Origin of the sequence: Streptomyces sp. VRA16 Mangrove soil (genome assembly GCF_017377775.1) — a bacterium.
GTDB lineage: Bacteria > Actinomycetota > Actinomycetes > Streptomycetales > Streptomycetaceae > Streptomyces.
Genome location: NZ_JAFVLN010000017.1, coordinates 203,209 through 229,649 on the forward strand (window position 1 = coordinate 203,209; position 26,441 = coordinate 229,649).

The window sequence follows — 26,441 nt, forward strand, 5'->3', positions numbered from 1 at the left end:
CGTGACAGTGCGTCGACCGGCGGTGACCGCCGGGGACGGTGCCACCATGTCAGACTCCGCCGCCTCGGTGGTATCCGACATCCCGCCAACTCCCGGGGCATCGGGCGTCACTTGCCCAGGTCGACGCCCGGTCTTCCCGTGAGGAGCCGCAGGACGTACGGGGCGGTGGGGGCGGCCACCGACAGCTCCGCCTGCGAGCCGTCCGCGGCACGCAGCCGCAGGACGAAGGATGTGCCGTGGACGCCGCGGAAGAACTCGCCGGGCAGTGCGATCCGCCGCTCGACGCAGGTGAATCCGGCTGCGGGCAGAGGCAGTTGGCCTTTGGTCCTGCGGTCCCACCAGACCGGATCACCCTGGTTCACGCGCAGCCAGCCGTCCGTGAAGGCGCTCTGTCCCACGGCCTTCCACCGCAGCGCGCAGGCCAGGTTTGCGGGGCGGCCGGCCTCGGCCGCCGCCAGGACGGGGTCGGGGGTCCGGCCTGCGGCCCGCTGCGCGGACCGTTCCCGCCGCCGTCCGGTGGCCAGACCCAGGGTCCAGCGCACCACCCCTTCCACCGCCCCCTGCACCACGTCGTCGAGCATGCCCGCACCCCCTTCGCGCGGGCGCGTGTCAGCCGGTGTCAGTCGCCCCGCACGACGGCGAAGACGCCGCGCACCCGGCTCCCGTTCCCCAGGTCCCACTCGGCGGTGACCCCGCCGGCCGCCGTGGAGCCCGGCTCCAGGACGCGCACGATCTCCAAGCGGCCCTCGCCGCCGCCGAGCGAGGCGTGCACGGTCGGGTCGAGCTCGCCGTCGACGCTCTGCGCGTGCGCGGGCACCTCACCCCTCAGCAGGGCCGCCAACTCGCCCATGAGCAGCGGGTCCCGGGTCCCGTCGTACACCCAGCGGTCGCCGAGCACCCCGTGCACCAGCGTGCCGATCAGCGCGTCGTCGGCGTCCGGCAGCGGAGCGCCGCGGTAGGTCATCGGCACGTGGTACGTCACCGGCTCGGGGCCCGAGGTGTCGGTGGCGGCCAGGAACTCGATGCCGACCTGCCCGGCCGGGTCGTCGAGGCGGAAGCCGCCGGCCTTGCCGAGCTCGGGGGTGCCGGTGCCCCGGTACCAGGGCTGCTTCGGCAGCCAGTCCGTGAGGAGTTCGAGCTTCGTGGGCTTCAGGGTCGTTCTGTGGATGATCGCCATGGGGCCATCCTGCCGCAGCCGCCGCGCTCACCTCATTCTCATCTTCACGCCACACACTCTCGCCATGAGTCTCACGGGGACGCGGCACGGCACACGGCGACCGGCCGACCGGCTGCGGCGGCTGTCGCTGCGGGCCCGGCTCGGGCTGCTCGCGGCGGTCGCGGTCGCCGTCGCGGTGAGCGCGGCGTCGGTGGCGGCGTACGTGTTCACGGGGCAGCAGCTGGCGCGGCAGCTGGACTCCAATCTGCGGAGCGTGGAGGCGTCCCCGGGCTACGTGAAGCAGCTGGTCGACACCTGCGGCGCGACCCCGCCGCTGTCCGACGGGCGGGACCAGCGGCCGTCGCCGTACACGGTGCAGGTGGTGCGCGCCGACGGCACGCTCTGCGCGGACTCGGGCAACCAACCGATCAGGGCCACCGCCGACGATCTCGCCGTCGCCCGGGGGCTGCGGCACAACACGCTCCATGACGCCGTCACCTCGGACGGCAGGCGGATGCGGGTCGCCACCTCGCGCCCCCTGCTGCCGCCCGGCATCCGCCCGTACGCCGTCTCCATCGCCCAGCCCCTCGACTCCGTCGACCAGCCGCTGCGCAATCTCGCGTTCCTGCTGCTCGGTGTCGCCGGGATCGGTGTGCTGGCCGCCGCGAGCGCGGGTGTCGGGATCGCGCGGGCCGGTCTGCGCCCCGTCGAGCGGCTCACGGCCACGGCCGAGCACATCGCGCGTACGGAAGATCTCACTGTCCGCATTCCCAGTGAGGGGCAGGACGAGATCGCCCGCCTCTCGCAGGCGTTCAACGCGATGACACAGGCCCTGGCCAGTTCGCGCGACCGGCAGCAACAGCTGATCGCCGACGCGGGTCACGAGCTGCGTACGCCGCTGACCTCGCTGCGCACCAACATCGAACTGCTCGCCCACAGCGAGCGCACAGGCCGCGCCATCCCCGCCGCCGCCAAGAGGGACCTGCTCGACTCGGTCACCGCCCAGATCGGTGAACTCGCCGGTCTCATCGGGGACTTGCAGGAGCTGTCCCGGCCGGATCGCGCCGCCGCGGACGCGCCCCTCCAAGTGGTCGCGTTCCACGAGGTGGTGGGCCGTGCCCTGGAGCGGGCCAGGCGGCGCGGCACGGGGCTGCGCTTCACCACGGCGCTCGACGACTGGTACGTCCTGTCGGACCCGGCGGCGCTGGAGCGGGCCGTGCTGAACCTGCTGGACAACGCGGTGAAGTTCTCGCCCGCCGACGGCGAGGTGCGCGTGCGCCTGGCGGCCGGTCCCGGTGCGGGCGTCCTGACCGTGCGCGACGCGGGGCCGGGCATCCCCGAGGACGAACTCCCCTACGTCTTCGACCGGTTCTGGCGCTCCCCCACGGCGCGCGCCCTGCCCGGCAGCGGCCTGGGGCTGTCCATCGTGGCGCAGACCGTGCAGCGCTCGGGCGGTTCCGTCGCGCTGCGGCCCGTCGAGCCGGCCGGCACCGAGGCGGTCCTGCGGCTGCCCGGCTCGTCGGCTCCGCCGGTCGCCGCGCCCCGGGGCTGACCGCGGCCGGCCCGTTCCCGGATCCGGCCGGAATTCGCCGCAACCCGGCCGCAACCCTCACGCCACCTCCACGGGCGATATGGCCGATTCCGCCCCCTCGTACGACCTTGTGGCACTTCACACCACACGAGAGGCTGCCAACTGGCGTGATTGTGCGCTGAGTTGAGGAGGGGAACTCATCCATGGCAGTGACCGTGCCAGTGACGCGAAAGCGGCGGCTGCGATGGGCCGGTGGACTCACCGTGCTCACCACGGCCGCGGCGCTTTCGGCCATCACGCTGCCTGCCCACGCCGCCCCCGCGCAGGGGCGGATACTCGGCGCCGGTGAACCCGGCGCCGTGGCGGGCAGCTACATAGTGACGCTGAAGGGGGGAACCAGGGCGCCGTCCGCGGCGGGCAAGGGCCTCGCCGCCAAATACGGGGCGAAAATCCGCCACACCTACAGCAACGCCCTCAACGGGTACGCGGTGAAGGTGAACGAGGCGCAGGCGAAGAGGCTCGCGGCCGACCCGGACGTGGCCTCCGTCGTGCAGGACACCGCCGTCACGTACGACCACAACCAGAAGAACCCGCCCTCGTGGGGCCTGGACCGCATCGACCAGAACGATCTGCCGCTCGACAAGTCCTACACCTGGCCGGAGTCGGCGGGCGCGGGCGTGACCGTGTACGTGATCGACACGGGCATCCGCACCACGCACCAGGACTTCGGCGGCCGGGCCTCCTCCGGCTGGGACTTCGTCGACAACGACGCGGTGGCCCAGGACGGCAACGGCCACGGCACGCATGTGGCCGGAACCATCGCGGGCGAGACCTACGGCGTGGCGAAGAAGGCTAACGTCGTCGCGGTGCGGGTCCTCGACAACGACGGATCCGGCACAACGGCCCAGGTCATCGCGGGCATCGACTGGGTGACCAAGCACGCCCACAAGCCGGCCGTCGCCAACATGAGCCTGGGTGGCTACGCCAACGCCCAACTGGACGCCGCCGTACGCAACTCCATCGCCTCCGGTGTCACCTACACGGTGGCGGCGGGCAACGACGGCCTCCCGGCGAGCCTGTACTCCCCCGCCCGTGTCAAGGAAGCGATCACGGTCGGCGCGACCGACCAGAAAGACGCGCGTGCGAGTTTCTCGAACTGGGGTACCCGACTCGACCTGTTCGCCCCCGGCGTGGACATCACGTCCGCGTCGTACGCGAGCAACACCGGAAGCGCCACCTTCTCCGGTACGTCCATGGCGTCGCCGCACGCCGCGGGCGCGGCCGCGCTGTATCTCGCCGATCATGCGTGGGCGACGCCCGCGGAGGTGAGCAAGGCACTGGTCGACCGGGCGGTTCCGGGCAGGGTGACCGGGGCGGGACTCGGTTCACCGAACAAGCTGCTGCAGGTCAACAACCCTTAAACGAGAGGTGAGTTCATGGTCCGGTCCCGTCGTCCACGGCGGGACCGGTCTTGTGTGTGCCCTTACGCGCGAGTAGTTAACAAAGCACCGGATTGCCCGGCAGAGGACCGTGGAAGGCTCCCCCGGTACCCCGCACGGCCCTCGCTCCCCCAAGCCCTGAAGCGTGTCTCCGCAACCCCCGAATCCCTCGCGGACAGGAGCGGTCATGCCCGCAAAGAAGAAATCAGCCCAGCCCGTGGGCAGGCGTCCCGCCCGGCGGGACGGGTCGGTACCACCCACGGCCCAGGCCGCCGACGAGAAGGGCGCCAAGGCCGGACCGGCCCCGAAGAAGCCCCGCCCCGCCAAGAAGGCGGCGCCACCTGCGGTCCGTCCCGCCAAGAAGGCGGCGCCACCCCCGATCCGCCCCACCACGGGCCGTATCCCCATCCGGGACGTGCGGCCGCTGATCGCCGGCGGCGCGCGGCCCGCCAAGGCCGTCCCCGGCGAGTCGTTCCAGGTCACCGCCACCGTCTTCCGCGAGGGCCACGACGCCGTCGCCGCCAATGTCGTGCTCCGCGGCCCGGACGGCCGGGAGGGCCCGTGGGCGCCGATGCGCGAACTCGCCCCCGGCACCGACCGCTGGGGCGCCGAGGTCGCGGCGGACACGGTCGGCGCGTGGACGTTCGCGGTCGAGGCGTGGGGCGACCCCGTGACGACCTGGCGGCACACGGCCGGGATCAAGATCCCGGCGGGCATCGACACCGAACTCGTCCTGGAAGAGGGCGCGTCGCTGCACGAGCGCGCCGCCGCCGGGATACCCGAGCGGCTGCGCGCCCCCGTGCTCGCGGCCGCCGCCGCGCTCCGCGACCCCGGCCGCCCGCCCGCGGACCGCCTCGCCGCCGCCCTCGCCCCGGACGTGAACGACGTACTCTCCCGGCACCCGCTGCGTGAACTCCTCACTTTTTCCCCGGAGTTGCCGCTGATCGTGGAGCGGGAGCGGGCCCTGTACGGCTCCTGGTACGAGTTCTTCCCGCGCTCGGAGGGCGCCCTCGTCGAACCCGGCAAACGGCCCGTCAGCGGCACCTTCGCCACCGCGGCCCGCCGGCTCCCCGCCATCGCGGAGATGGGCTTCGACGTCGTCTATCTCCCGCCGATCCACCCCATCGGCACCACGTACCGCAAGGGCCCCAACAACTCGCTCTCCCCGGGCCCGCACGACGTCGGGGTGCCCTGGGCGATCGGCTCGCACGAGGGCGGCCACGACGCGATCCATCCCGACCTGGGCACGCTCGACGACTTCGACGCGTTCGTGGCGCGGGCCACGGAGCTGGGCCTGGAAGTGGCCCTGGACTTCGCGCTGCAGTGCTCGCCCGACCATCCGTGGGTGGACAAGCACCCGGACTGGTTCCACCACCGCCCCGACGGCACGATCGCGTACGCCGAGAACCCGCCGAAGAAGTACCAGGACATCTATCCGATCGCCTTCGACCAGGACATGCCGGGCCTGATCGCCGAGACGACCCGGATCCTGCGGCACTGGATGGCGCACGGCGTCCGCATCTTCCGCGTCGACAACCCGCACACGAAACCGGTCGTGTTCTGGGAGCAGGTCATCGCGGACATCAACCGCGCCGACCCCGATGTCATCTTCCTGGCGGAGGCGTTCACCCGCCCCGCGATGATGCGCACCCTCGCCGAGATCGGATTCCAGCAGTCGTACACGTACTTCACCTGGCGCAATTCGAAGCAGGAACTCACCGAGTACGTCCAGGAGCTGGCGGCCGAAACGGCGGCCTGCATGCGCCCCAACTTCTTCCCCAACACCCCCGACATCCTGCATGAGTTCCTGCAGCACGGCGGCCGTCCCGCCTTCGAGCTCCGCGCGGTCCTCGCCGCGACCCTCTCCCCCTCCTGGGGCGTCTACAGCGGATACGAGCTCTGCGAAAACACTCCGCTACGCCCCGGTAGCGAGGAGTATCTGAACTCGGAGAAGTACCAACTGAGGCCGCGGGACTGGGAGTCGGCCGCGCGCGAGGGACGGACGATCGCTCCGCTCCTCACGGCGCTCAACGACATCAGGCGCCGCAGCCCCGCGCTGCGGCAACTGCGTGACGTGCACTTCCACCACGCCGACCAGGACGCGGTGATCGCGTACTCGAAACACAGTGGTTCGAACACGGTTCTGGTGGTCGTGAACCTCGACCCGCACCACACCCAGGAGGCGACGGTCTCGTTGGACATGCCACAACTGGGGCTCGGCTGGCACGAGTCCCTGTCGGTACGCGATGAGCTCACCGGCGACACCTATCTCTGGGGCAGGACGAACTATGTGCGTCTAGAGCCGGGCCGTTCGCCCGCGCACGTCCTCACCGTCCTGCGACCGTCCACGCCGCGATGAATTCTCTGGAAGAGGAATTCGGAGGGTCACCCACACCATGATCATGAATGAGCCCGTCCCGGACACCTTCGAGGACACCCCGCAGAAAGACCGGGACCCCGAGTGGTTCAAGCGCGCCGTCTTCTACGAGGTCCTGGTCCGCTCCTTCCAGGACAGCAACGGCGACGGCGTCGGCGACCTCAAGGGCATCACGGCGAAACTGGACTATCTCCAGTGGCTGGGCGTGGACTGCCTCTGGCTGCCACCGTTCTTCAAGTCCCCTTTGCGGGACGGCGGTTACGACGTCTCGGACTACACCTCCGTGCTGCCGGAGTTCGGTGATCTGGCCGACTTCGTGGAGTTCGTCGACGCCGCGCACCAGCGCGGCATGCGGGTGATCATCGACTTCGTCATGAACCACACGAGCGATCAGCACGAGTGGTTCCAGCAGTCCCGCTCGGACCCCGAGGGACCCTACGGCGACTACTACGTCTGGGCCGACGACGACAAGCAGTACCAGGACGCCCGGATCATCTTCGTCGACACCGAAGCCTCCAACTGGACCTTCGACCCGGTCCGCAAGCAGTACTTCTGGCACCGCTTCTTCTCCCACCAGCCCGACCTCAACTACGAGAACCCGGCCGTCCAGGAGGAGATCCTGGCCGCCCTGCGCTTCTGGCTCGACCTGGGCATCGACGGCTTCCGCCTCGACGCCGTCCCCTACCTCTACGCCGAGGAGGGCACCAACTGCGAAAACCTCCCCGCCACCCACCACTTCCTCAAACGGGTCCGCAAGGAGATCGACGCCCAGTACCCCGACGTCGTCATCCTCGCCGAGGCCAACCAGTGGCCCGAGGACGTCGTCGACTACTTCGGCGACTACGCCTCCGGCGGCGACGAATGCCACATGGCCTTCCACTTCCCCGTCATGCCCCGCATCTTCATGGCCGTGCGCCGCGAATCGCGCTACCCGGTCTCCGAGATCCTCGCCAAGACCCCCGCGATCCCCTCCTCCTGCCAGTGGGGCATCTTCCTGCGCAACCACGACGAGCTCACCCTCGAAATGGTCACCGACGAGGAACGCGACTACATGTACGCGGAGTACGCCAAGGACCCGCGCATGCGCGCCAACATCGGCATCCGCCGGCGCCTGGCCCCGCTCCTGGACAACGACCGCAACCAGATCGAACTGTTCACCGCCCTGCTGCTGTCGCTGCCCGGCTCGCCGATCCTCTACTACGGCGACGAGATCGGCATGGGCGACAACATCTGGCTCGGCGACCGCGACGCGGTCCGCACCCCCATGCAGTGGACCCCCGACCGCAACGCCGGCTTCTCCTCCTGCGACCCCGGCCGCCTCTACCTCCCCACGATCATGGATCCGGTCTACGGCTACCAGGTCACCAACGTCGAGGCCTCCATGTCGTCGCCGTCCTCACTGCTGCACTGGACGCGCCGCATGATCGAGATCCGCAAACAGAACCCGGCCTTCGGCCTGGGCTCCTACACCGAACTCCCCTCGTCCAACCCGGCCGTGATCGCGTTCCTGCGCGAGTACAAGGACGACCTCGTCCTGTGCGTCCACAACTTCTCCCGCTTCGCCCAGCCCACCGAACTCGACCTCCAGTCCTTCAACGGACGCCACCCCGTCGAACTCATCGGCGGCGTCCGCTTCCCCGCCATCGGCGAACTGCCCTACCTGCTGACGTTGGCGGGGCACGGGTTCTACTGGTTCAGGTTGCGCAAGGACGGGCTCTGATCGACGCGTCGTCCCTCGCCGCCGGGTCCTCGACCACGACGGTGAGGGCGGCGTGGCCGCCGGTGCCGACGGCGTCGGCGGGTACGCCCCCGTACGCACCGGAGGAATGCCCAAGAACACGCCAATCCCGGTTTCCGTCCCCTCCCCTTGGGCACTCTCCCCCAATACCGTGCGGGACAGGCGCCGCCGCGCACCCTTCCGGCCCGCGCCACGGATCGCGCACGTTCGTTCACGCACTCTCGGCACGTCCCCCTCTGGCAGTTCTGGACAGCATCTCGGCACCCGGGACCGCGTACACCGTCGTCGAGCGCCCGCGTTCCCGGCCCGGGGAAAGGACGCGACGCCATGTCGGAAGCCGCAGCCCGGCCCGCTGTGACCGCCTCGGTGGACGGTCACTCCGAACTACTCCTGTCCCTCGGCCCGTTGCTGCGCGAGTGGCTGCCGCGCCAGCGCTGGTTCGCGGGCAAGGGCCGGCCGGTCACCGGCTTCACCATCGACTCCGTCACGCCGCTGCTGCCCCGCGCGTCCCTGCTGCACCTCCTGCTGCGGGCCCATCAGCCACCGGCCGACGACGACGGCCCCGGCGACTGCTACCAGCTGCTCATAGGAACGGCCGAGGCGCTGGCCCCGCACCTCGCCTCGGCCGCGATCGGGCACATGGACCGGGGCCCGCTGGCCGGCCGTGTCGCGTACGAGGCGCTGCAGGACCCGCGCCAGGCCGCCGTGCTCCTGGAGCGGCTGCGCAGGCCCGGCGCCCTCGGCGCCCTGCGCTTCCATCGCGGCCCGTACGGCCAGGTCCCCCGCGACCTCGCGCCGCGCCCGCTGCAGGCCGAGCAGTCCAACTCCTCGGTGGTGTACGGGGATCAGCTGATCGCCAAACTCTTCCGCCGGGTGCTGCCGGGCACCAATCCTGATCTGGAACTGCCCCTGGCGCTGGCCCGCGAGGGCTGCGACCGGGTGCCGGCGCCGGTCGCCTGGTTCGAGACGGCGGACGGCGAGACGACGCTCGGTCTGCTCCAGCCGTTCCTCGACGGCGCGGCGGACGGCTGGGAACTGGCCCTCAAACACCTCACCAACCAGCAGGACTTCACGTACGAGGCGCACGAGCTGGGGCGCGCCACCGCCGAGGTGCACACCGCCCTCGCGCACGCCCTGCCCACCGTCACCTACACCCGCGCCCAGACCGAGCAGCTGGCCGCGGCCATGACGCGGCGCCTGGAGTCGACGGCCCAGCAGGTCCCGGCGCTGCATCCGTACGTGCCCGCGCTGCGCACCGCGTTCGACGCGCTGGCCGATCTGGCCGCGGGCGGCCACACCTGGCAGGCCCAGCGGGTCCACGGCGACCTGCACCTGGGCCAGTGCCTGCGCGCGCCGAACGGCGCCTGGCGCCTGATCGACTTCGAGGGCGAGCCGTCCCGCCCGCTGGCCGAGCGCCGGATGCCGCACCCCGCGCACCGCGACATCGCCGGGATGCTCCGCTCCTTCGACTACGCGGCCCGCTCCCACCGCCCCTGGTCCCCGGCCTGGTCGGAGGCGTGCCGGGCCGCGTACTGCACGGGTTACGCGGAGTCCTCCGGCTGGGATCCGCGCACCGACCCGGTGCTGCTGCGCGCGTACGAGACGGACAAGGCGATCTACGAGGCCCTGTACGAGGCCCGCCACCGCCCGGACTGGCTCCCGGTCCCGATGGCGGCCCTGGCGAGGCTGGCGGAAGAGAGCAAAGCCCCGTAAGAACCACGACCGGCACCGACCCGGAACGAACGAAGGCGCCCAAGGAGGCCCCCACGTGACCGCCCGCCCCACCACCACTGCGGCCCCCGTCCCCGAGGCGGATCGGAACCGCCTCCTGACCGCGACCCACCACAACCCGCACGGAGTGCTCGGCGCGCACCCCGCCGACGGCGGCACCGCGTTCCGCGCCTGGCGCCCGTTCGCCCTGAAGGTCGCCGTCCGCACGCCGGACGGCATCCACGCCGAACTCCACGACGACGGCGACGGGTTCTTCTCCGCGCTCCTCCCGCTCCGCGAGGTCCCGTCCGCCTACGAGCTGGAGATCACCTACGCCGACACGACCCACCGCACCGCGGACGCGTACGCCCTGCTGCCCGCTCTCGGCGAACTCGACCTGCACCTGATCTCCGAGGGCCGCCACGAGCAGTTGTGGACCGCGCTCGGTGCCCGCCCGATGACCCACCAGGACGTGGCGGGCACCCGCTTCACGGTCTGGGCGCCGAACGCCCGCGGTGTCCGGGTCGTCGGCACGTTCAACTACTGGAACGGGGCGGCCCACACGATGCGCTCGCTCGGCTCCTCCGGCGTGTGGGAGCTGTTCGTGCCCGGCATCGGCGAGGGCGAGCTCTACAAGTACGAGATCACCCGCCCCGACGGCAGCAAGACGATGCGCGCCGACCCGCTGGCCACCCGCACCGAGGTCCCGCCCGCCAACTCCTCGGTGATCCACGCCTCCCACCACGCGTGGCAGGACGGGGACTGGCTGATGAAGCGCCCGACCCGGCTCGTCCACGAGTCGCCCTTCTCGGTGTACGAGGTCCATCTGCCGTCCTGGCGCCCCGGCCTCACCTACCGCCAGCTCGCCGAGCAACTCCCCGCCTACCTCACCGACTTGAACTTCACCCACGTGGAACTGCTACCGGTGGCCGAGCACCCCTTCGGCGGCTCCTGGGGCTACCAGGTCACCGGCTTCTACGCCCCCACCGCCCGCCTGGGCACCCCCGACGACTTCAAACACCTCATCGACACACTCCACCAGGCCGGCATCGGCGTCCTGATGGACTGGGTCCCCGCCCACTTCCCGCGCGACGACTGGGCCCTGGCCGAGTTCGACGGCCGCCCCCTGTACGAACACGAGGACCCACTGCGCTCCGCCCACCCCGACTGGGGCACCCTCGAATTCGACTACGGACGCCGCGAAGTCCGCAACTTCCTCGTCGCCAACGCCCTGTACTGGTGCGAGGAGTTCCACATCGACGGCCTGCGCGTCGACGCCGTCGCCTCCATGCTCTACCTCGACTACTCACGCGAGGAGGGCCAATGGACCCCCAACCAGTTCGGCGGCCGGGAGAACCTCGACGCCGTCGACTTCCTCCAGGAGATGAACGCCACCCTCTACCGCCGGGTACCCGGCGTCGTCACCATCGCCGAGGAATCCACCGCCTGGGACGGCGTCACCCGCCCCACCCACCACACCGGCCCCGCCGGCTTCGGCGGCCTCGGCTTCGGCCTCAAATGGAACATGGGCTGGATGCACGACTCCCTCGACTACATCAGCCACGAACCCGTACACCGCAAGTACCACCACAACGAGATGACCTTCTCCATGGTGTACGCCTACAGCGAGAACTACGTCCTGCCCATCTCCCACGACGAAGTCGTCCACGGCAAACGCTCCCTCGTCTCCAAAATGCCCGGCGACTGGTGGCAACAACGCGCCAACCACCGCGCCTACCTCGGCTTCATGTGGGCCCACCCCGGCAAACAACTCCTCTTCATGGGCCAGGAATTCGCCCAGGGCGCCGAATGGTCCGAAGCCCACGGCCCCGACTGGTGGCTCCTCGACCCCGCCTACGGAGCCGAGGCCGACCACCGCGGAGTACGCGACCTCGTCCGCGACCTGAACCACGTCTACCGCGACGCGCCCGCCCTGTGGGAACGCGACACCGACCCCGCCGGATTCTCCTGGGTCATCGGCGACGCCGCCGAGGACAACGTCTTCGCCTTCCTGCGCCACGCCGCCGACGGCACCCCCCTGCTCGCCGTCTCCAACTTCTCCCCCGTGGTCCGCCACGAGTACCGGCTCGGCGTCCCCGACGACATCCCCGCCTGGCACGAAGTCCTCAACACCGACCAGGCCCGCTACGGCGGCGGCGACGTCACCAACCCGGACCCGGTGAAGCCCGACGCGGAGGGCTCCCACGGCCGTCCGGCCAGCGTCAGGCTGACCCTGCCGCCGCTGGCAACGGTCTGGCTACGGCCGGCCTGAGACGGACTCGGGCGGCTTATGGTCACCCCATGAAGCCGCCTGCCAGATCCGTCGTCGTGAGTCTGCTGTGCGCCGTGGGCGCGCTGGTCCTCGCCGCCTGCGGCACCCAGCACGCGGGCGCGGCCGGGGCCGGGGGCACCGCCTCCGCGACCCCGGCGCGGTGGCAGACGTACGCCCCGACCGATGTGCGGGCCGCCCGGCTCGCCGCGGACGGCCGGACCCTGACCCTCACCCCGACGGTGCCGAACGTCGAGGGCAGCGGCTCCCCCTGCTACCGGAATCTGAAAGCGGTCGTCACCAGCACCTCGGACCGCACGGTGTGGGTGCAGGTCACCTACGAGACCGGGGGCGTCCCCGACTGTGTCGCACGGGAGAGGACGGCGACCGTGCGGACCCGGCTGCCCGCGCCGCTCGGCAAGCGCGTCCTCAGCGTCGACGGTCTGCGGACCTTCACCGCCGACGCGGCCACCGCCCCCGATCTGCGCCTGTGCGGTGAGCTCGGCTGTCACCCGGCCCCCACCGGCTGCACCCCCGCCTCCTACGACCAGGCGGTCGCGGCGCTCGACGTGCCGAACCACACCTCCCGTGGCGAGGAGCACTGCGACGGGAAGTGGCTGGTGTTCGACGTCTCCTCCCTCGTGGGCCCGGCCTGCCCCAAGGGCGCGGCGCCGGGCTGCGGGGCGAGCATCGGCGACCGGTGGTTCTTCCGGGCCGAGAAGTCCGGCTGGAAGCCGATCGCCCGCGGCGTCAAGGGCGGCTGCACCGACGTGCACCGGATCGAGCCCGCCTTCCCGGCCGCCCTCTGCGCCGACCTGCCCCCGCTCAGGAAGTGAACTGCCGCAGCGCCTGAGGCAGTTCACCGGTGTGCAGGATGCCGAGCCGCTGGGTGGCCCGGGTCAGCGCCACGTACAGATCGCTGGTCCCGTACCGGGCCGGCTCGACGACGAGCACCGAGTCGAACTCCAGGCCCTTGGCCTGACGCGGGTCGAGCAGCACGACCGTGTGCGTCAGGTCGGGGGCGGCGCCCGCCGTCACCCCGTCCACCTTCGCCGCGATCGTCCCGTGCAGCTCGCGCGGCGCGATCACCGCCAACCTGCCTTCGTCCGGGGTGAGTTCGGCGACCGCCGCGGCCACGGCCGCGGGCAGGTCGTCGGCGGCCCGCACCCAGGGACGTACGCCCGTGGAGCGCACGGACGACGGCGGCTCGAAGCCCGGGTGCTCGGCACGCACGACGGCCGCGGCGAGCTCCATGATCTCGCTCGGCGTGCGGTAGTTGACGCCGAGCCGGGTGTGCTCGAAGCGGTCCTCGACGTACGGGGCGAGGATGTCCGACCATGCGCCGACGCCCCCCTCCTCGCTGGTCTGCACGGGGTCGCCGACCAGCGTCATGGACCGGGTCGGCGAGCGCCGCATCAGCAGCCGCCACGCCATCGGGGACAGCTCCTGCGCCTCGTCGACGATGATGTGGCCGAACGCCCAGGTCCGGTCGGCGGCGGCGCGCTCGGCGGCGCTGCGGTGGTCCTCCTCCTCGTACCAGTCGGCGACCCGGTCGGCGTCGACGATGTCGTGCGCGGCGAGCACCTCGGACTCGTCCTCGTCCTCGAACTCGAACGTCTCCGAGCCCTTCGACAGGTCCAACACGCCCTGCGCGTAGGCGATCCGCTCCTGGCGCGCGGCCTCGGCGGCGGCCCGCTCGGCGGAGTCGTCGTACCCGAGCAGCTCGGCGGCCTCGTCGAGCAGCGGCACGTCGGCGGGCGTCCAGTCGGCGGGCCCCGTCACCTCGCGCCGGATCGCCGCGGCCTCCTCGTCCGCTACGTGGACGGGCTCGGCCAGGAAGTCCGCGACGAACTCCTCCGGGGTGAGCCGGGGCCACAACTCGGCGATGGCGGCGTGCACTTCGGCGCTGGCCGCGACGCCCTTGCCGAGCTGCGCGAGGTCGTCGGGGCCGAGGAAGTTCGGCCCGCCGTACGGGTCGGCGCCGATCCGCTCGGCCAGCTGGTCGGTGAGCGCGTCGATGACCCGGAAGGCGAAGTGCGGGCGGGCCAGGTTGTGCGGGAGCTGGGTGTCGCGGGCCGCCTGCCGTGCCTCGTAGGCGATCTCCCAGTCGAGGATCAGGTCGCCGTCGTCGTGCCGGATCACCAGCGGCGCCCCGGGCTCCGGCATCTGCTGGCGGTCACGGACGGCCTCGGCGAGCGCGTCGGCCATCGCGGCGGCGCCCTTCACGGCGGCGGCGCGCGGCGTGTCCACGGCGGTGGCGTGGACACCCGGGAACAGCTCGCCGACGGTCGACAGGAGCACCCCGGTCTCGCCGAGGGCGGGCAGCACCTCGGAGATGTAGGAGAGGAAGGCCGGGTTGGGGCCGACGATGAGCACGGCCCGCTTGGCGAGCAGCTCCCGGTGCTCGTAGAGGAGGAAGGCGGCGCGGTGCAGGGCGACGGCGGTCTTGCCCGTGCCGGGACCGCCCTCGACCACCAGCACACCCCGGTGGTCGTGGCGGATGATCCGGTCCTGCTCCGCCTGGATGGTCTGCACGATGTCGCCCATGCGGCCGGTACGCGCGGAGTTCAGCGCGGCGAGCAGCACGGCGTCACCGGACGGGTCCTCGAAACCGGTGCGCTCGTCGTCACCGAGATCGAGAATCTCGTCGTGCAGTTCGGTGACGGTCCGGCCCTCGGTGGTGATGTGCCGGCGCCGCCGCAGACCCATCGGCGTATGCCCGGTCGCGAGATAGAAGGGGCGCGCCACCGGCGCACGCCAGTCGATGAGAATCGGGGTGAGCGCGGAGTCGTCCGCACGAATTCCGATACGCCCGATGTGGTGCGTCACGTCGTCCGTGAGATCGATCCGGCCGAAACAGAGCGAGCCGTCGACCGCGTTCAGCGCGGCCAGCAGTCCGGACCGCTCCACGACCAGCAGGTCGCGCTCCAGCCTGGCCTGCTGACCGGTGCCGACCGGCGTCAGGGCGTCCGTGACCGACTCCGCGGCCTCGCCGCGCAGCTCGTCGACGCGCGCGTAGAGCCGGTCGATGAATTCCTGTTCCTTTTGCAGTTCCTTCTCGGATACGGAGGATTCCCGGCTTGACAAAACTGCTCCCTGCCCGGTACGGTGTGTTTAGTTGGCCCCCAGTGAGGGGCCTTTTCTGTGGGCACACAGAAACACCGAATATACCCCGGGCAGGGATTCTTTCCAACCCGCAGGATTTGCTTCAGAGGCTTCTCGTTCGTTTCAGAGAGCCTCGGCCAATTCCTCCAGGAGCCGCCGCTTCGGCCGGGCGCCGACCCGCGACCACACCGGCTCCCCGTCCTTGAAGACCATCAGCGTCGGCATGGACAGCACTCCGTACTGCACGGCGATGTCCGGGTTGGCGTCGACGTCGATCGCCACGACGTCGAGCCGCTCCCGCTCCTCCTCGGCGACGGCCTTCAGTACCGGGGCCAGTTGATTGCACGGCCCGCACCACTCGGCGGTGAACTCCACGAGCACCGGCCGTCCCGACTTCACGACCTGCTCGTCGAAGTCCGCGTTGGTCACCTCACGGAACGCCATCGTGATCACTCCCTCAGTTCGCAGCGCGGCGCGGACTCGTCCTCCGCGGCCAGCGCGTTCATGGCCTGTTCGGCGCGCACCAGCTGCGCTCCGACCTTCTCGCGTACAGCGCTCAACTCGCCGATCAGCGCGTCGAGTTCGGAGAGCTTGCTGCGGTACACGGCGAGCGACGCGGGACAGGAGTCCCCTTCGGGATGCCCGGCCCGCAGGCACTCCACGAACGGCCTGGTCTCCTCCAGGTCGAACCCGAAGTCCTGCAGCGTGCGGATCTGCCGCAGCGCCCGCAGGTCCTCCTCGTCGTAGGTGCGGTAGCCGTTGCCGCCGCGCCGCGCGGGCAGCAGCCCGCGCGACTCGTAGTACCTGAGCGTCCGCGTGGTCACCCCGGCGCGGTCCGCGAGCTCTCCGATGCGCATGCCTACGACCGTAAACGTTGCCCCTGACGTCAAGGCCAGCTCCGGCCGAAATTCCCGGAATATCCGGCCGGAGCGGGTTCTTGTACCCGAAGTTCACGACCAGCCCTGGAGGTATGCGATGCCCGCACTCACCGTCCGATACGTCGGCGGCCCCACGTCCGTCATAGAGGTGGGTGGTCTGCGCCTGCTCACGGATCCGACGTTCGACGCGCCCGGCACGTACGCGGTCGGCACCCGGACGCTGGTGAAGACGGCGGGCCCCGGCATCGCCCGCGCCGGGATCGGGCCGGTCGACGCGGTGCTGCTCTCCCACGACCAGCACCCCGACAACCTGGACCGCGCGGGCCGCGACGCCCTCGACGACGTGCCGCTCGTGCTGTCCACGGCCGCGGCGAGGGAGCGCATCGGCGACCGGGTCACCGCCCTTCCCGCCTGGGAGCAGGTGGAGGTCGGCGGGGTCCGGATCACGGGCGTCCCCGCCCTGCACGGCCCGGAGGGCAGCGAGCCGGTGGTCGGGGAGGTCACCGGCTTCGTGCTGGCGGGGGACGGCCTGCCGACGGTCTACGTGTCCGGGGACAACGCCTCCCTGGACCGCGTCCGGCAGATCGCCGGCCGGTTCCCGGACATCGACGTGGCCCTGCTGTTCGCGGGCGCGGCCCGCACCCCGCTGGTGCCGGACGCCCCGCTGACCCTGACGAGCGAGGACGCGGCCGAGGCGGCGCGGATCCTGGGCGCCCGGCACGTCGTCCCGCTGCACTTCGAGCACTGGGGCCACTTCACGCAGGACGGGTCGACGCTGACGGCGGCGTTCGACGCGGCGGGCCTGTCGGAGCGGCTGCGGCTGCTGAAGCCCGGGGAGAGCACGGCCTTCTGAGCCGGCTCCAGCCCGGCAGTCCGGCTCCAGCCCGGCAGTCCGGCTCCAGCCCGGCAGTCCGGCTACGGCCTGCGGATCGGGCTACGGCCAGCTGACCAGCGAGGCGAAGACCAGGACGGCGACCACGACCAGGAACGGGGCGGCCACGGCGGCCCCGATCCGGTACGCCGTGAACCGCCGCTGCCACGGCAGCAGCCACGCGACACCCAGCACGACCAGTGCCACCAGGAGCAGCCACCCGAACGTCGAGAAGCCCCGGTCGAAGCTCGGGTCGAAGGTGGCCAGTTGGGCGTCCGTACAGGAATCGCAGGCCATCGCCGAGAGCCCCGCGAAGAAGTGGGCGACGAACGCCCCCGGCAGTGTCACGACCGTGGACAGGAGCGGGCCGATCCACTCACGGGACTGCGGGGCGCTGTCGCGTGCGGCGGCCGGGGCGGAGGAGGTCATGTCCCCATCACACCCGTCGCGGGGCGCTCACGCCTGAGCGCCCGTACTCAGGCCACGTACTCAAGTGTCGTACTCCAGTGGCGTTCGCCAGTGACGTTCTCAAGTGCCGTTCTCAAGTGTCGTACTCAGCAAGGAGATCCATGAACAGCAGCACCCCGCACGCAGCCGCCTCCGGCACCTGGCTCCTCGGTGACCTCCCGGTTCACCGCATCGGCCTCGGGGCGATGCGGCTTCCCGGCCGTACCGCCTTCGACAACTCCTCCGTCGCCGACCGCGCGCGGTCGGTCCGCGTCCTGCGCCGGGCCGTCGAGCTCGGCGTGAATCACATCGACACGGCCGCCTTCTACTTCTCCTCGCGCCGCTCGGCCAACGAACTGATCAACGCGGCGCTCTCCCCGTACGCCGACGACCTGGTCGTCGCCACCAAGGTCGGCCCGCGCCGCGACCGCGCCGGCGAGTGGGCGGCCTGGGCGCGCCCCGACGAACTGCGCGGCGACGTCGAGGAGAACCTGCGCCAGCTCGGCCGCGACCACCTCGACCTCGTCAACATGCGGGTGAACGAGCTCAGCGCGCCGCACATCGGCGAGTTCGTGGGCGCGCTCGCCGAGCTGCGGGACGCGGGCCTGATCCGGCACATCGGGGTCTCGGGCGTGGACGCGGCGGCGCTCGCCGCGGCGCGCAAGGAGGCACCGATCGTGTGCGTGCAGAATCCGTTCGGGCTCGGCCGGGTGCGGGAGGGGGACGCCGAACTGCTGCGTCTCTGCGCGGCCGAGGGCATCGCCTTCGTCCCGTTCTTCGCGGTCGCGGGCCGGGGCGGGCACGCGGGCGGCGTGCAGGACGCCGACTCACCGGCGCTGCGCGAGATCGCCGCGGCGCACGACGCGTCCCCGGCCCAGATCCGGCTGGCCTGGACGCTCCACCAGGGCCCGAACGTGCTGGCCATCCCGGGCACGGGCGACCCCGAGCACGTCGCGCAGAACGTGGCGGCCGGCGCGATCCGGCTCAGCGAGCGGGAACTGCGGGCGCTGAGCGCGGCCTGACGGCGGCGAACGGGCCGTCCAGGGCGGCCCATTGGAGCAGCATGACAGTCTTGCCGTCGGCGATCCGCCCGTCGCGGACCATGGCGAGGGCCTCGTCGAAGTCCAGCTCCAGTACGTCGATGTCCTCGCCCTCCTCCGCCACTCCGCCGCCGGGTCCTGTGCGGTCGGCGGGCGTGTAGGGCGCGGCGTAGAAGTGCAGCCGCTCGGTGACGGAGCCGGGGCTCATGTACGCCTCGAAGACGGGGGTGACCCGGCCGAGCGTCACGCCCAGCTCCTCGGCGCTCTCGCGACGGATCGCCGCGAGCGGGTCGTCGCCGTCGAGCAGCCCTGCCGCGGCCTCGACGAGCATGCCGTCGGGGTGATCGTTGACGTAGGCCGGGTAGCGGAACTGCCGGGTGAGCAGCACGCGTCGGCGTCCGGCGTCGTACGGCAGGACGACCGCGCCGTTGCCCCGGTCGTAGGTCTCGCGCTGCTGGGTCTCCCAACTCCCGTCGCGGCGGCGGTAGTCGAAGGTGGTGCGACGCAGCACGTGCCAGCCCCGCGAGGTCACTTCCACGTCGCGGACGACGACGCCGGGGTTGCGGTCCAGGTCGCGCCCGGCCCGGTCGAGCCCGGTGCGGCCGCGGTGATCGGGCACGTCGACGCCGGGCCTGGGGGCGGCGCCGGTGCTCATACGGTCTCCTGACCGGAGGCGGCGGGGGTGCGGCGCTCGTCGGCGGCGGGGACGCGGCGCGGTATCTCGGCCACGTCGTGGTAGACCGGCAGGCCGCGGCGCAGGGCGGTGGCGACGTCCGCGTCGGCCCCCGCGGACGCGCCAGGCAGCCGCAGCACGGCGTCGCAGCGGGCGAGCAGCCGCTCGGCGGTCGGGTACAGCACCTGCTCGGCGAGGGGGTCGGTCGGTCCCGCTCCGGCGGACCGCAGCACGGGCAGGGCCACCCACTCGCCGATCATCGGGATGTGCCCGGCGGCGAAGACCGGCCAGGCCGCCTCTTCGAGCCGGGCGAGGTTCGCGGCCATGGCCTCCGGGTCACCGCCGGTGCCGGAGCGGTAGGGACCGGCGAGCAGCACGAGCAGGGGCTGCTGGGGCTGCTGGGGCTGCTGGGGCTGCACGGAGTTCTGTTCGTCGTTCATGCCGCGCTACGATACATGCAGAAACGTGCAAGACCAGGCAAGAACCGGAGAGAGGTACGGATGCTGGCTGCCGAACGGCGCGACCATCTGCTGGCCCTGCTGGCCCGCGAAGGCAAGATCGTCGCCAAGGACGTCGCCGCCGACCTGGGCATTTCCGAGGACAGCGTGCGCCGCGACCTGCGTGATCTCGCCGCCGAGGGACTGTGCCAGCGGGTCTACGGCGGAGCACTGCCCGCCTCGCCCGCGGTCGCGGACTACGCCACCCGCACGACCGTCGCCCCCGACGGCAAGCAGAAAGTGGCCGCGGCGGCGGCCGCGCTGGTGCGCCCCGACAGCGCCGTGATCCTGGACGGCGGCACCACGGCACTCGCCGTCGCCCGCCGGCTCCCGCCCGATCTGTCCTGCACCGTGATCACACACAGCCCGACGATCGTGGCGGCGCTGATCGACCACCCCCGCGCGGAGCTCTTCCTCCTCGGCGGCCGCGTCTTCAAGCACTCGGCGGTGGCCTGCGGCGCCGCCGCGGTGGAGGCGGCCCAGAACGTGTCGGCCGACCTGTTCCTGCTCGGCGTCACGGGCGTGCACCCGGAGGCGGGCCTGACCACGGGCGACGCCGAGGAGGCGGCGATGAAGCGGGTCCTCGCGTCCCGCGCCGCCGACACCTACGTACTCGCCTCGTCGGAGAAGATCGGCACGGCGTCCCGCTACCGGGTGCTGCCCTGGGAGGACATCACCGGCGTGATCACGGACGCGGCCCCCGGCCACCCGGTGACCGAGCGGCTGACGAGCCAGGGAGTGGAGATCCTCGCCGCGCCCTGAGCCCCGCAGGACCGGGGTCCACGGAGCTACTCCCAGTCGCCGCGTTCCTGAAGATGCAGCACGAGCGCGGCGATGTTCCACGCGTCGTCCTCGCCCCTGTGGTGCCGTCCCTCCAGCGGCAGCCCGGCGATCCGCAGCGCCTGCGCCATCCCGGGCCGCTTGCGCAGACCGTGGCTACCGGTGAACACGGCCTTGGCGTTGATGTGCGTCCGCCCGAAGGGACAGCGGCCGACGGCCCCCTGGCACTGGCGCTCGAACTGCTTGCGGTCGTAGTCGCCCCAGCTGGCCCACGGCCGCGTCCGCGCCGCGTACTCCTCGCGCAGCGTCCGGCACGCCTCGGCGAAGTCCACCCCTGCGTCGGCCTCGGCCCGGGTGATCCCGGTGAGCTCGGTGCAGAAGTCGCCGACGCGGGACCGCACGGGCCGCACCATGATGCGACGGCGCGCCACGCGGACACCGGCGGCGAGGTCGACCACGGTCAACCCGACCTCGATGATCTCGCTCACCGCGCCCGGGGGCGGCTGCCCCTCCCAGCACGTGGCCTCGACGTCGACGACGTTGAGGAGCGCGGTGGGCGCGGAGGGCGGCATGCACGGCAGCGTACGAAGCGGGGCGGCTCGGCCGCGAACGCTTTATGGACCGGGCGCCCGACCGGACCGGGCAGGGAATGTCGGGCCCGCCTCCCGCCGCCGCGCCTAGCTTGGTGATCAGGAAGACGAAGGAGGCCAGGGTGCTGGACCGGCTCAATCAGGCCATGGACCACATCGAGCAGCGGCTCGACCAGGAGCTCGATGTCACCGAGCTCGCGCGGATCGCGGCCACGTCGGAGTACCACCTGCGGCGGATGTTCTCCGCGCTGGCCGGGATGCCGCTGTCGGAGTACGTGCGCCGGCGCCGGCTGACCGTGGCAGGGGCCGAGGTGCTCGCGGGCCGGGAGCCGCTGCTGACGATCGCGGTGCGGTACGGGTACGGCTCGGGCGAGGCGTTCGCCCGCGCGTTCCGGACCCTGCACGGGGTCGGCCCCGGCGAGGCCCGGCGCACCGGCGCCGCGCTGGTCTCACAGCCCCGGCTCTCCTTCCGCCTCACCGTCGAAGGGAGCAGCAGCATGCGGTACCGAGTGGTGGACCGGGCGGAATTCACGGTCGTCGGGCCGAAGGCCCGGGTGCCGTTGGTGTACTCGGGCCCGAACACGGCCATCGAGGAGTTCGTCCGCGGTCTGGACGGCGAGGTCATGGGTGCACTGGGTACCCTGGCGCGGCGCTCGGCCGAGGAGCCGCAGGGCGTCCTCGCGGTCTGCGACGACCTGGACCCCGGCCGCGCCGAGGGCAGCGAACTCGACTACTACCAGGGCGTGGTGCTCCCGTCCGGCACCGCGCTCCGGGACGACCTGCCGGCCGGGCTGCCCACGTTGCCGGTCCCCGCCGGCACCTGGGCGGTCTTCACGACGTCGGGCCCCGCGCCGGAGGCGATCCAGCGGCTGTGGAGCGATGTGTACACGGAGTGGTTCCCGTCGAACCCGTACCGCACCCGCCCCGGCCCCGAACTCCTGCGCACCCGTCTCACGGAGTCCGCGAACGGCCCGACGGCGCGGGCCGAACTCTGGCTCCCGGTGGAGCGGGAACAGCCCTGAACCGCCCGGCGGGACACGGCCGTTCCTTCCGGCCACGGCACCGTACGTCGAGGGCCGACTGTCAGTGGGCGAGGCTACGTTGGCCCCATGACTCACGACGTACGAGTGCCTCTGCCCGACACCCGTTACCTCGACTGCCTGGCGGCGGACTTCGACCGGCTGCGCTCCGTCGCCACGGCCGCGGACACCACCGCAGTGGTCCCGAGCTGCCCCGACTGGACGGTCGCCGACCTGGTGCGGCACGTCGGGCAGGTCTACGTGGACAAGACGCACGCGATGCGCGAGGGCACCGAGTCCGAGTGGCCGCCGAAGGGCACGGCCGACGCCGAGCCGTTCGATCTCCTGGACCGCGCGTACGCCGATCTGCGCGGGGAGTTGACCACGCGCGCCCCCGGCGACCCGGCGGGCGGCTGGTACAAGCCGGACCGGTCCGTCGGCTTCTGGATCCGCCGGATGGCGCAGGAGACGGTGATCCACCGCATCGACGCCGAGCTGGCGGCGGGAGAGCCGATCGCCCCCGTCCCCGAGGACCTGGCGATCGACGGTATCGACGAGCTGCTGAAGGTGTTCACGGCGTACGGCGTCACGGAGTGGGCCGAGTACTTCGCGGACGCCCTCGCCGCTTCCCCCGGCCGGACCTACGAGATCCGCGCGCTCGGCACGAAGGCGGCGGCCTGGCGGATCCGCACGGGCCCCGGCCAGTTCACCGTGGAGGACGGCACCGGTGACGGCACCGCCGCCGACACCGTTCTGACCGGCTCGCCCCAGGCCCTGCTGCTCGACCTCTGGAACCGCCGGAGCGCCGGCGACCCGTCCGGGGTGACGGTCACCGGCGCTCCCGAAGCGGTGGCTGAGCTGCGCGCCTGCCTCGCGACCGCCACGCAGTGACGGCACGCCGCCCGGGGCCCGCGGCCCCGGGCGTCCGCCTCAGCCGACGCTGACGGAGGTGCTGTCGGCCGCCGCACCGGCCGTACCGGTCTCCGTACCGGCATCCGGCCCCGCGGCGTCGGCCTCCGCGCCCCGCCGCTTGCGCGGCAGCAGCACGGCCACGACGACGGTGCCGACGCCGAGGATCACGGCCCCGACGACACTCGTGTGCGCCACGGCGTCCGAGAAGGAGGCGCCCACGGCGTCCGCCATCTGCCGCGCCCCGTCGGCGAGTTGACCGGCCTGCGCCTTGAGCTGCGCCGCCTGCTGCGGATCGGTCGCGGCACCGGCCTGCCCGGCGAGCTTGTGCGCCTGCTCCCCGATCCGCTCCGCGACGACGTACCCGGCACCGACCGAGTCCTGCGCCGTGGCGAGCGCGTCGCCCGGCAGCTTCGTCCCGCTGACCGCGTCGGCGAGGTGCGAGGAGTACGACCCGGCGAGCACCGAGCCGAGGATCGCGATGCCCAGCGAACCGCCGAGCTCCAGCGAGGTGTCGTTCACCGCGCCGCCGACCCCCAGCTCACTCTCCGGGAACGACCCCATGATCGCGTCGGTGCAGGGCGACAACGCGAGCCCGATGGCCAGGCCGAGAATGACGAGCGGCAGTACGAAGTCCCCGTACGTCGACGAGGCGTCGACCCGCGTCAGCAGCGCGAGGGCCGCGGTCCCGCCGACCATGCCGGCCGTCACCGTGATCTTCATGCCGATCCGCGGCGTGAGGAACCCGGTCAGCGCGGACCCGACGAACACGGCCCCGGCCAGGGGCAGCATCCGCACACCGGTCTCCAGCGCGTCGTACCCGAGCACGAACTGCAGGTCCTGCGTGAGGTAGTAGAAGGCACCGAAGACGGCGAGGAAGAACAGCGCGACGGCCAGGTTCGACCCGGCGAACCGCCGCTGTGCGAACCGCCGCACGTCAAGGACCGGCCGCGGGTGCCGCAGCTCCCACACCACGAAGGCCACCAGCGCCACACCCGCCACCACGGCGGCGGTCACGGCCTTGGCACCCCAACCGAAGTGCGGCCCCTCGATGATCATGTAGACGAGCGCCCCGACCCAGACGACGGACAGCGCACCGCCCACGTAGTCGATCCGCCCGTGCTTGGCGGCCTTCGACGGCGGTACGAGGACCAGCGCACCCACGATCGCGACGGCGGCGATCGGCACGTTGATCAGGAACGTCGACGCCCAGCCGTGGTCACGCAGCAGCGCACCGGCCACCAACGGCCCGGCGGCGATGGCGAGTCCGGCCGTCGCCGTCCACAGCACGATCGCCTTGGCCCGCTCGGCGCGGGGGAACGTGGCGGCGAGCAGCGACAGCGTCGCAGGCATGATCATCGCGGCCCCGACACCCATCACGGCACGCGCCGTGATGACCCCGGTGGAGCTGTCGACGAGCGACCCGGCGACGGCCCCGCCCCCGAACACGACCAGGCCGAGCAGCAGCGCGCCCCGCCGGCTGTACTTGTCGCCGATGGCGCCGAGCAACAGCATCAGCGCGGCGTACGGCACGGTGTAGCCGTCGATGACCCACTGCAGATCAGCGCTGCTCAGACCCAGGTCCTGGGTCATGTCCGGCGCCGCGACGGTGAGTGCCGTATTGGCCATCACGATGATCAGAAGGCTCAGACAGAGCACGAGCAGCGCCCACCAGCGGCGGGCGTACGGCCGGTCCATGTTCTCGACCGGCTCGTTCATGACGAGGCGCATGGCGCGGAACCCCTCCAGGGCAGGAACTTGCACAAGGCTGTGCAATTACACATCGCTGTGCAATCTACGTCGTTGCACAGCAGTGTGCAAAACGGCAGCGCCGAGAACAGGCCGCGGGCGCGGCGAGAGATGCGGGAGATGCGAGGGATACGGCACATGCCGAGCCGGCCAGGCCCCCAGGCACAATGAACGGTGTGACTGCCGCTTCCGTACGAGCCGACGCCAACCGCCGCCGCATCCTCGACGTCGCCCTCGCCGAACTGCTCCGCGACCCCGACGCGTCGATGGACCAGATCGCCCGCGCGGCGGGGGTGGTGCGCCGCACGGTCTATGGGCACTTCCCGAGCCGTGACGCGCTGATCGAGGCGCTGGTCGACGACGCGGCGCAGGCGGTGGCCGACGCGCACGCGGCCGGCCGCGAGGGTGTCACGGACCCGGCGGAAGCGGTGGCCCGCGCGATCCAGGCCATCTGGCCGATCGCCGACCGCTACCGCCTCCTGGTCCACCTGGCTCAGCGCAGCGTCACGATGGAAGGCATCAGGGCACGACTGGCCCCGGTCCGTCATGTCTGCACGGACCTCATCCAACAGGCCCTGGAGAAGGGTGAGTTCATTTCACCGCTGCCTGCGGAGGCGCTGGCCTACGTCCACGAGCAGGTGCTGTTCGGCCTGATGGAGGCCGTCAACGACGGAGTGCTCCCGGCCGCGGAAGCGGGCCGCGCGGCGGTCGTCGCGGTCCTGTCGGCGGCGGGCTGCCCACCCGCGGAAGCCGAACGCCTGGCGACAGCATCCGCCTGACCCCGAACTCCGCCGCCCCGCTCACGCTTCTTGCCGGCGCACCATCTCGGCGATCCAGACCGGCGCGTACGGGGAGGTGCAGCCCGGCGAGGTCGGATAGTCCTTGAGCACGCCGAGCCGCTCACCGATGCGAATGGCCCGGTCCCGGTGCGCGGGGTGGTCGATCCCGATCCGGGCCAGGCAGTGGTTCATCGCCCACTGCAATCGGTCCGGGGCGTCCTTCATCTCGGCCTCGATGACATCGAGCAGCCCTGCGAGGTCGATTCCTTCGGGTTTTTTCGCGACGCGCTCGGCGGTGAGCGTCCATCCCGCACCGGCGACCACGGGATCCGGATCGCCGGTCCAGTCCACCCGCAGTTCTTCGGCGTGCGGGCTCTTCTTCACCACATTGCTGACAAGCCAGTCGTGCACCTTGGGTGTACGAGCCTGTCGCAGCATGGCATCCAGTTCGTCCCGCGCGAACGCCTTGGGCCGGCAGATCAGCAGCGCGAGGAGTCGCGCCGCGCTGTCGCCCGTGTCCCAGAGCTCCCGCGCGAGTTCCTGCTGGGTCTTCAGCCGCTTGGCGATCGCCCGCAGCTTCCCGAGGTTCACCCCGTGGTCGTCCCCGTGCTTCTCGTTCACGGCCCGAACCTTCGGGTCCTCCAGGGCGGCCAGTTCGGCCATCACGTCGTCCAGTGTCGTACCGGCCACGGAAATCTCCCCTTAAACGCAGAAAACCCCCAGACCGTATCCCGGTCCGGGGGTTTTCTCAAAATTTGTTCGGCGGCGTCCTACTCTCCCACAGGGTCCCCCCTGCAGTACCATCGGCGCTGTGAGGCTTAGCTTCCGGGTTCGGAATGTAACCGGGCGTTTCCCTCACGCTATGACCACCGAAACACTATGAA

Annotated in this window: 24 protein-coding genes and 1 rRNA gene; 13 read left to right on the top strand and 12 right to left on the bottom strand. The window is 71.7% G+C overall.

Annotated features, from left to right (window positions below):
• Positions 1-107: 107 nt before the first annotated feature.
• Both J3486_RS35050 and J3486_RS35055 read right to left on the bottom strand, forming a co-directional pair.
• On the bottom strand, positions 108-581 hold the full coding sequence (locus J3486_RS35050; RefSeq protein ID WP_207827820.1) for a hypothetical protein: 474 nt from the start codon (positions 579-581) through the stop codon (positions 108-110).
• Between the two features lie 38 nt (positions 582-619).
• The gene (locus J3486_RS35055) at positions 620-1,177 is read right to left on the bottom strand and encodes a 1,4-alpha-glucan branching protein (RefSeq protein ID WP_207827821.1); all 558 of its coding nucleotides are present in this window, start codon (positions 1,175-1,177) and stop codon (positions 620-622) included.
• Positions 1,178-1,241: 64 nt separating this feature from the next.
• On the opposite strand from J3486_RS35055, the gene J3486_RS35060 reads away from it, so the two are divergent.
• From J3486_RS35060 to J3486_RS35090, 7 genes are all read left to right on the top strand, one after another.
• Positions 1,242-2,708 (top strand): cell wall metabolism sensor histidine kinase WalK, encoded by a 1,467-nt coding sequence (locus J3486_RS35060; protein WP_207827822.1) that lies wholly within the window; start codon positions 1,242-1,244, stop codon positions 2,706-2,708.
• A gap of 182 nt (positions 2,709-2,890) precedes the next feature.
• Positions 2,891-4,108 carry a S8 family peptidase gene (locus J3486_RS35065; protein ID WP_229379091.1) on the top strand — a complete coding sequence of 406 codons (1,218 nt, stop codon included), beginning with the start codon at positions 2,891-2,893 and terminating at the stop codon, positions 4,106-4,108.
• Positions 4,109-4,313: 205 nt separating this feature from the next.
• The gene (locus tag J3486_RS35070) at positions 4,314-6,485 is read left to right on the top strand and encodes an alpha-1,4-glucan--maltose-1-phosphate maltosyltransferase (RefSeq protein ID WP_229379092.1); all 2,172 of its coding nucleotides are present in this window, start codon (positions 4,314-4,316) and stop codon (positions 6,483-6,485) included.
• A gap of 37 nt (positions 6,486-6,522) precedes the next feature.
• Entirely contained in the window at positions 6,523-8,223 is a 1,701-nt protein-coding gene (gene treS / locus J3486_RS35075) for a maltose alpha-D-glucosyltransferase (RefSeq protein ID WP_207827823.1), read from the top strand.
• Between the two features lie 345 nt (positions 8,224-8,568).
• Positions 8,569-9,954, top strand: coding sequence for a maltokinase (locus tag J3486_RS35080; protein WP_207827824.1), 1,386 nt, complete (start codon positions 8,569-8,571; stop codon positions 9,952-9,954).
• 55 nt (positions 9,955-10,009) lie between these two features.
• The gene (glgB, locus tag J3486_RS35085) at positions 10,010-12,223 is read left to right on the top strand and encodes a 1,4-alpha-glucan branching enzyme (RefSeq protein ID WP_207827825.1); all 2,214 of its coding nucleotides are present in this window, start codon (positions 10,010-10,012) and stop codon (positions 12,221-12,223) included.
• Positions 12,224-12,252: 29 nt separating this feature from the next.
• The gene (locus J3486_RS35090; protein ID WP_207827826.1) at positions 12,253-13,056 is read left to right on the top strand and encodes a hypothetical protein; all 804 of its coding nucleotides are present in this window, start codon (positions 12,253-12,255) and stop codon (positions 13,054-13,056) included.
• Here J3486_RS35090 and J3486_RS35095 read toward each other — a convergent pair.
• The 3 genes from J3486_RS35095 to J3486_RS35105 form a co-directional block, all read right to left on the bottom strand.
• Positions 13,046-15,271 (bottom strand): AAA family ATPase, encoded by a 2,226-nt coding sequence (locus J3486_RS35095; protein WP_207827859.1) that lies wholly within the window; start codon positions 15,269-15,271, stop codon positions 13,046-13,048. The genes J3486_RS35090 and J3486_RS35095 overlap by 11 nt on opposite strands.
• A 177-nt stretch (positions 15,272-15,448) precedes the next feature.
• Entirely contained in the window at positions 15,449-15,769 is a 321-nt protein-coding gene (gene trxA, locus J3486_RS35100; RefSeq protein ID WP_207827827.1) for a thioredoxin, read from the bottom strand.
• A gap of 5 nt (positions 15,770-15,774) precedes the next feature.
• The gene (locus J3486_RS35105) at positions 15,775-16,182 is read right to left on the bottom strand and encodes a MerR family transcriptional regulator (protein WP_207827828.1); all 408 of its coding nucleotides are present in this window, start codon (positions 16,180-16,182) and stop codon (positions 15,775-15,777) included.
• Positions 16,183-16,300: 118 nt separating this feature from the next.
• On the opposite strand from J3486_RS35105, the gene J3486_RS35110 reads away from it, so the two are divergent.
• Complete coding sequence (locus J3486_RS35110) at positions 16,301-17,056, top strand: MBL fold metallo-hydrolase (RefSeq protein ID WP_207827829.1); 756 nt, start codon at positions 16,301-16,303, stop codon at positions 17,054-17,056.
• An 81-nt stretch (positions 17,057-17,137) separates the two neighbouring features.
• On the opposite strand, the gene J3486_RS35115 is transcribed toward J3486_RS35110, so the two are convergent.
• A complete protein-coding gene (locus J3486_RS35115) occupies positions 17,138-17,503 on the bottom strand; it encodes a hypothetical protein (protein WP_207827830.1) in 366 nt (121 codons plus the stop codon).
• A 140-nt stretch (positions 17,504-17,643) separates the two neighbouring features.
• Between J3486_RS35115 and J3486_RS35120 the strand changes: the two genes are divergently transcribed.
• Positions 17,644-18,543, top strand: a complete 900-nt coding sequence (locus J3486_RS35120; protein WP_207827831.1) for an aldo/keto reductase — start codon at positions 17,644-17,646, stop codon at positions 18,541-18,543.
• Here J3486_RS35120 and J3486_RS35125 read toward each other — a convergent pair.
• Positions 18,506-19,216: an NUDIX domain-containing protein gene (locus J3486_RS35125; RefSeq protein WP_207827832.1), complete on the bottom strand. Its 711-nt coding sequence runs from the start codon at positions 19,214-19,216 to the stop codon at positions 18,506-18,508. The two genes, J3486_RS35120 and J3486_RS35125, sit on opposite strands and share 38 nt — an antisense overlap.
• A complete protein-coding gene (locus tag J3486_RS35130) occupies positions 19,213-19,674 on the bottom strand; it encodes a DUF4406 domain-containing protein (protein WP_207827833.1) in 462 nt (153 codons plus the stop codon). The genes J3486_RS35125 and J3486_RS35130 overlap by 4 nt, the downstream gene beginning before the upstream one ends.
• 60 nt (positions 19,675-19,734) lie before the next feature.
• On the opposite strand from J3486_RS35130, the gene J3486_RS35135 reads away from it, so the two are divergent.
• Positions 19,735-20,493, top strand: coding sequence for a DeoR/GlpR family DNA-binding transcription regulator (locus J3486_RS35135; protein ID WP_207827834.1), 759 nt, complete (start codon positions 19,735-19,737; stop codon positions 20,491-20,493).
• 26 nt (positions 20,494-20,519) lie between these two features.
• Here J3486_RS35135 and J3486_RS35140 read toward each other — a convergent pair whose 3' ends face one another.
• Positions 20,520-21,083, bottom strand: a complete 564-nt coding sequence (locus J3486_RS35140; protein ID WP_207827835.1) for a 3'-5' exonuclease — start codon at positions 21,081-21,083, stop codon at positions 20,520-20,522.
• 140 nt (positions 21,084-21,223) lie between these two features.
• Here J3486_RS35140 and J3486_RS35145 point away from each other — a divergent pair, with 140 nt between their 5' ends.
• Both J3486_RS35145 and J3486_RS35150 read left to right on the top strand, forming a co-directional pair.
• On the top strand, positions 21,224-22,123 hold the full coding sequence (locus J3486_RS35145; protein WP_207827860.1) for an AraC family transcriptional regulator: 900 nt from the start codon (positions 21,224-21,226) through the stop codon (positions 22,121-22,123).
• An 87-nt stretch (positions 22,124-22,210) separates the two neighbouring features.
• A complete protein-coding gene (locus tag J3486_RS35150) occupies positions 22,211-23,011 on the top strand; it encodes a maleylpyruvate isomerase N-terminal domain-containing protein (protein ID WP_207827836.1) in 801 nt (266 codons plus the stop codon).
• A 39-nt stretch (positions 23,012-23,050) separates the two neighbouring features.
• Here the strand turns inward: J3486_RS35150 and J3486_RS35155 are convergent, their stop codons facing one another.
• A complete protein-coding gene (locus J3486_RS35155; protein ID WP_207827837.1) occupies positions 23,051-24,760 on the bottom strand; it encodes an MFS transporter in 1,710 nt (569 codons plus the stop codon).
• 185 nt (positions 24,761-24,945) lie between these two features.
• Between J3486_RS35155 and J3486_RS35160 the strand changes: the two genes are divergently transcribed.
• Positions 24,946-25,557 carry a TetR/AcrR family transcriptional regulator gene (locus J3486_RS35160; protein WP_207827838.1) on the top strand — a complete coding sequence of 204 codons (612 nt, stop codon included), beginning with the start codon at positions 24,946-24,948 and terminating at the stop codon, positions 25,555-25,557.
• A gap of 21 nt (positions 25,558-25,578) precedes the next feature.
• Here J3486_RS35160 and J3486_RS35165 read toward each other — a convergent pair whose 3' ends face one another.
• Both J3486_RS35165 and rrf read right to left on the bottom strand, forming a co-directional pair.
• Positions 25,579-26,220: a DNA alkylation repair protein gene (locus J3486_RS35165; RefSeq protein ID WP_207827861.1), complete on the bottom strand. Its 642-nt coding sequence runs from the start codon at positions 26,218-26,220 to the stop codon at positions 25,579-25,581.
• A gap of 94 nt (positions 26,221-26,314) precedes the next feature.
• Positions 26,315-26,431: ribosomal RNA gene (rrf, locus tag J3486_RS35170) — 5S ribosomal RNA — on the bottom strand.
• Positions 26,432-26,441: the final 10 nt, after the last annotated feature.

Excerpts from the sequence above, each read along its gene's own strand:
- J3486_RS35080 (WP_207827824.1), top strand. The coding sequence starts at position 8,569 with ATGTCGGAAGCCGCAGCCCGGCCCGCTGTGACCGCCTCGGTGGACGGT.
- J3486_RS35155 (WP_207827837.1), bottom strand. The coding sequence starts at position 24,760 with ATGCGCCTCGTCATGAACGAGCCGGTCGAGAACATGGACCGGCCGTAC.
- J3486_RS35105 (WP_207827828.1), bottom strand. The coding sequence starts at position 16,182 with ATGCGCATCGGAGAGCTCGCGGACCGCGCCGGGGTGACCACGCGGACG.
- treS (WP_207827823.1), top strand. The coding sequence starts at position 6,523 with ATGATCATGAATGAGCCCGTCCCGGACACCTTCGAGGACACCCCGCAG.
- J3486_RS35120 (WP_207827831.1), top strand. The coding sequence starts at position 17,644 with ATGAACAGCAGCACCCCGCACGCAGCCGCCTCCGGCACCTGGCTCCTC.
- J3486_RS35165 (WP_207827861.1), bottom strand. The coding sequence starts at position 26,220 with ATGGCCGAACTGGCCGCCCTGGAGGACCCGAAGGTTCGGGCCGTGAAC.
- J3486_RS35140 (WP_207827835.1), bottom strand. The coding sequence starts at position 21,083 with ATGCCGCCCTCCGCGCCCACCGCGCTCCTCAACGTCGTCGACGTCGAG.
- J3486_RS35050 (WP_207827820.1), bottom strand. The coding sequence starts at position 581 with ATGCTCGACGACGTGGTGCAGGGGGCGGTGGAAGGGGTGGTGCGCTGG.
- J3486_RS35055 (WP_207827821.1), bottom strand. The coding sequence starts at position 1,177 with ATGGCGATCATCCACAGAACGACCCTGAAGCCCACGAAGCTCGAACTC.
- J3486_RS35070 (WP_229379092.1), top strand. The coding sequence starts at position 4,314 with ATGCCCGCAAAGAAGAAATCAGCCCAGCCCGTGGGCAGGCGTCCCGCC.
- J3486_RS35135 (WP_207827834.1), top strand. The coding sequence starts at position 19,735 with ATGCTGGCTGCCGAACGGCGCGACCATCTGCTGGCCCTGCTGGCCCGC.
- J3486_RS35090 (WP_207827826.1), top strand. The coding sequence starts at position 12,253 with ATGAAGCCGCCTGCCAGATCCGTCGTCGTGAGTCTGCTGTGCGCCGTG.
- J3486_RS35160 (WP_207827838.1), top strand. The coding sequence starts at position 24,946 with ATGAACGGTGTGACTGCCGCTTCCGTACGAGCCGACGCCAACCGCCGC.
- J3486_RS35115 (WP_207827830.1), bottom strand. The coding sequence starts at position 17,503 with ATGACCTCCTCCGCCCCGGCCGCCGCACGCGACAGCGCCCCGCAGTCC.
- J3486_RS35130 (WP_207827833.1), bottom strand. The coding sequence starts at position 19,674 with ATGAACGACGAACAGAACTCCGTGCAGCCCCAGCAGCCCCAGCAGCCC.
- J3486_RS35060 (WP_207827822.1), top strand. The coding sequence starts at position 1,242 with ATGAGTCTCACGGGGACGCGGCACGGCACACGGCGACCGGCCGACCGG.
- J3486_RS35065 (WP_229379091.1), top strand. The coding sequence starts at position 2,891 with ATGGCAGTGACCGTGCCAGTGACGCGAAAGCGGCGGCTGCGATGGGCC.
- J3486_RS35150 (WP_207827836.1), top strand. The coding sequence starts at position 22,211 with ATGACTCACGACGTACGAGTGCCTCTGCCCGACACCCGTTACCTCGAC.
- trxA (WP_207827827.1), bottom strand. The coding sequence starts at position 15,769 with ATGGCGTTCCGTGAGGTGACCAACGCGGACTTCGACGAGCAGGTCGTG.
- J3486_RS35110 (WP_207827829.1), top strand. The coding sequence starts at position 16,301 with ATGCCCGCACTCACCGTCCGATACGTCGGCGGCCCCACGTCCGTCATA.
- J3486_RS35125 (WP_207827832.1), bottom strand. The coding sequence starts at position 19,216 with ATGAGCACCGGCGCCGCCCCCAGGCCCGGCGTCGACGTGCCCGATCAC.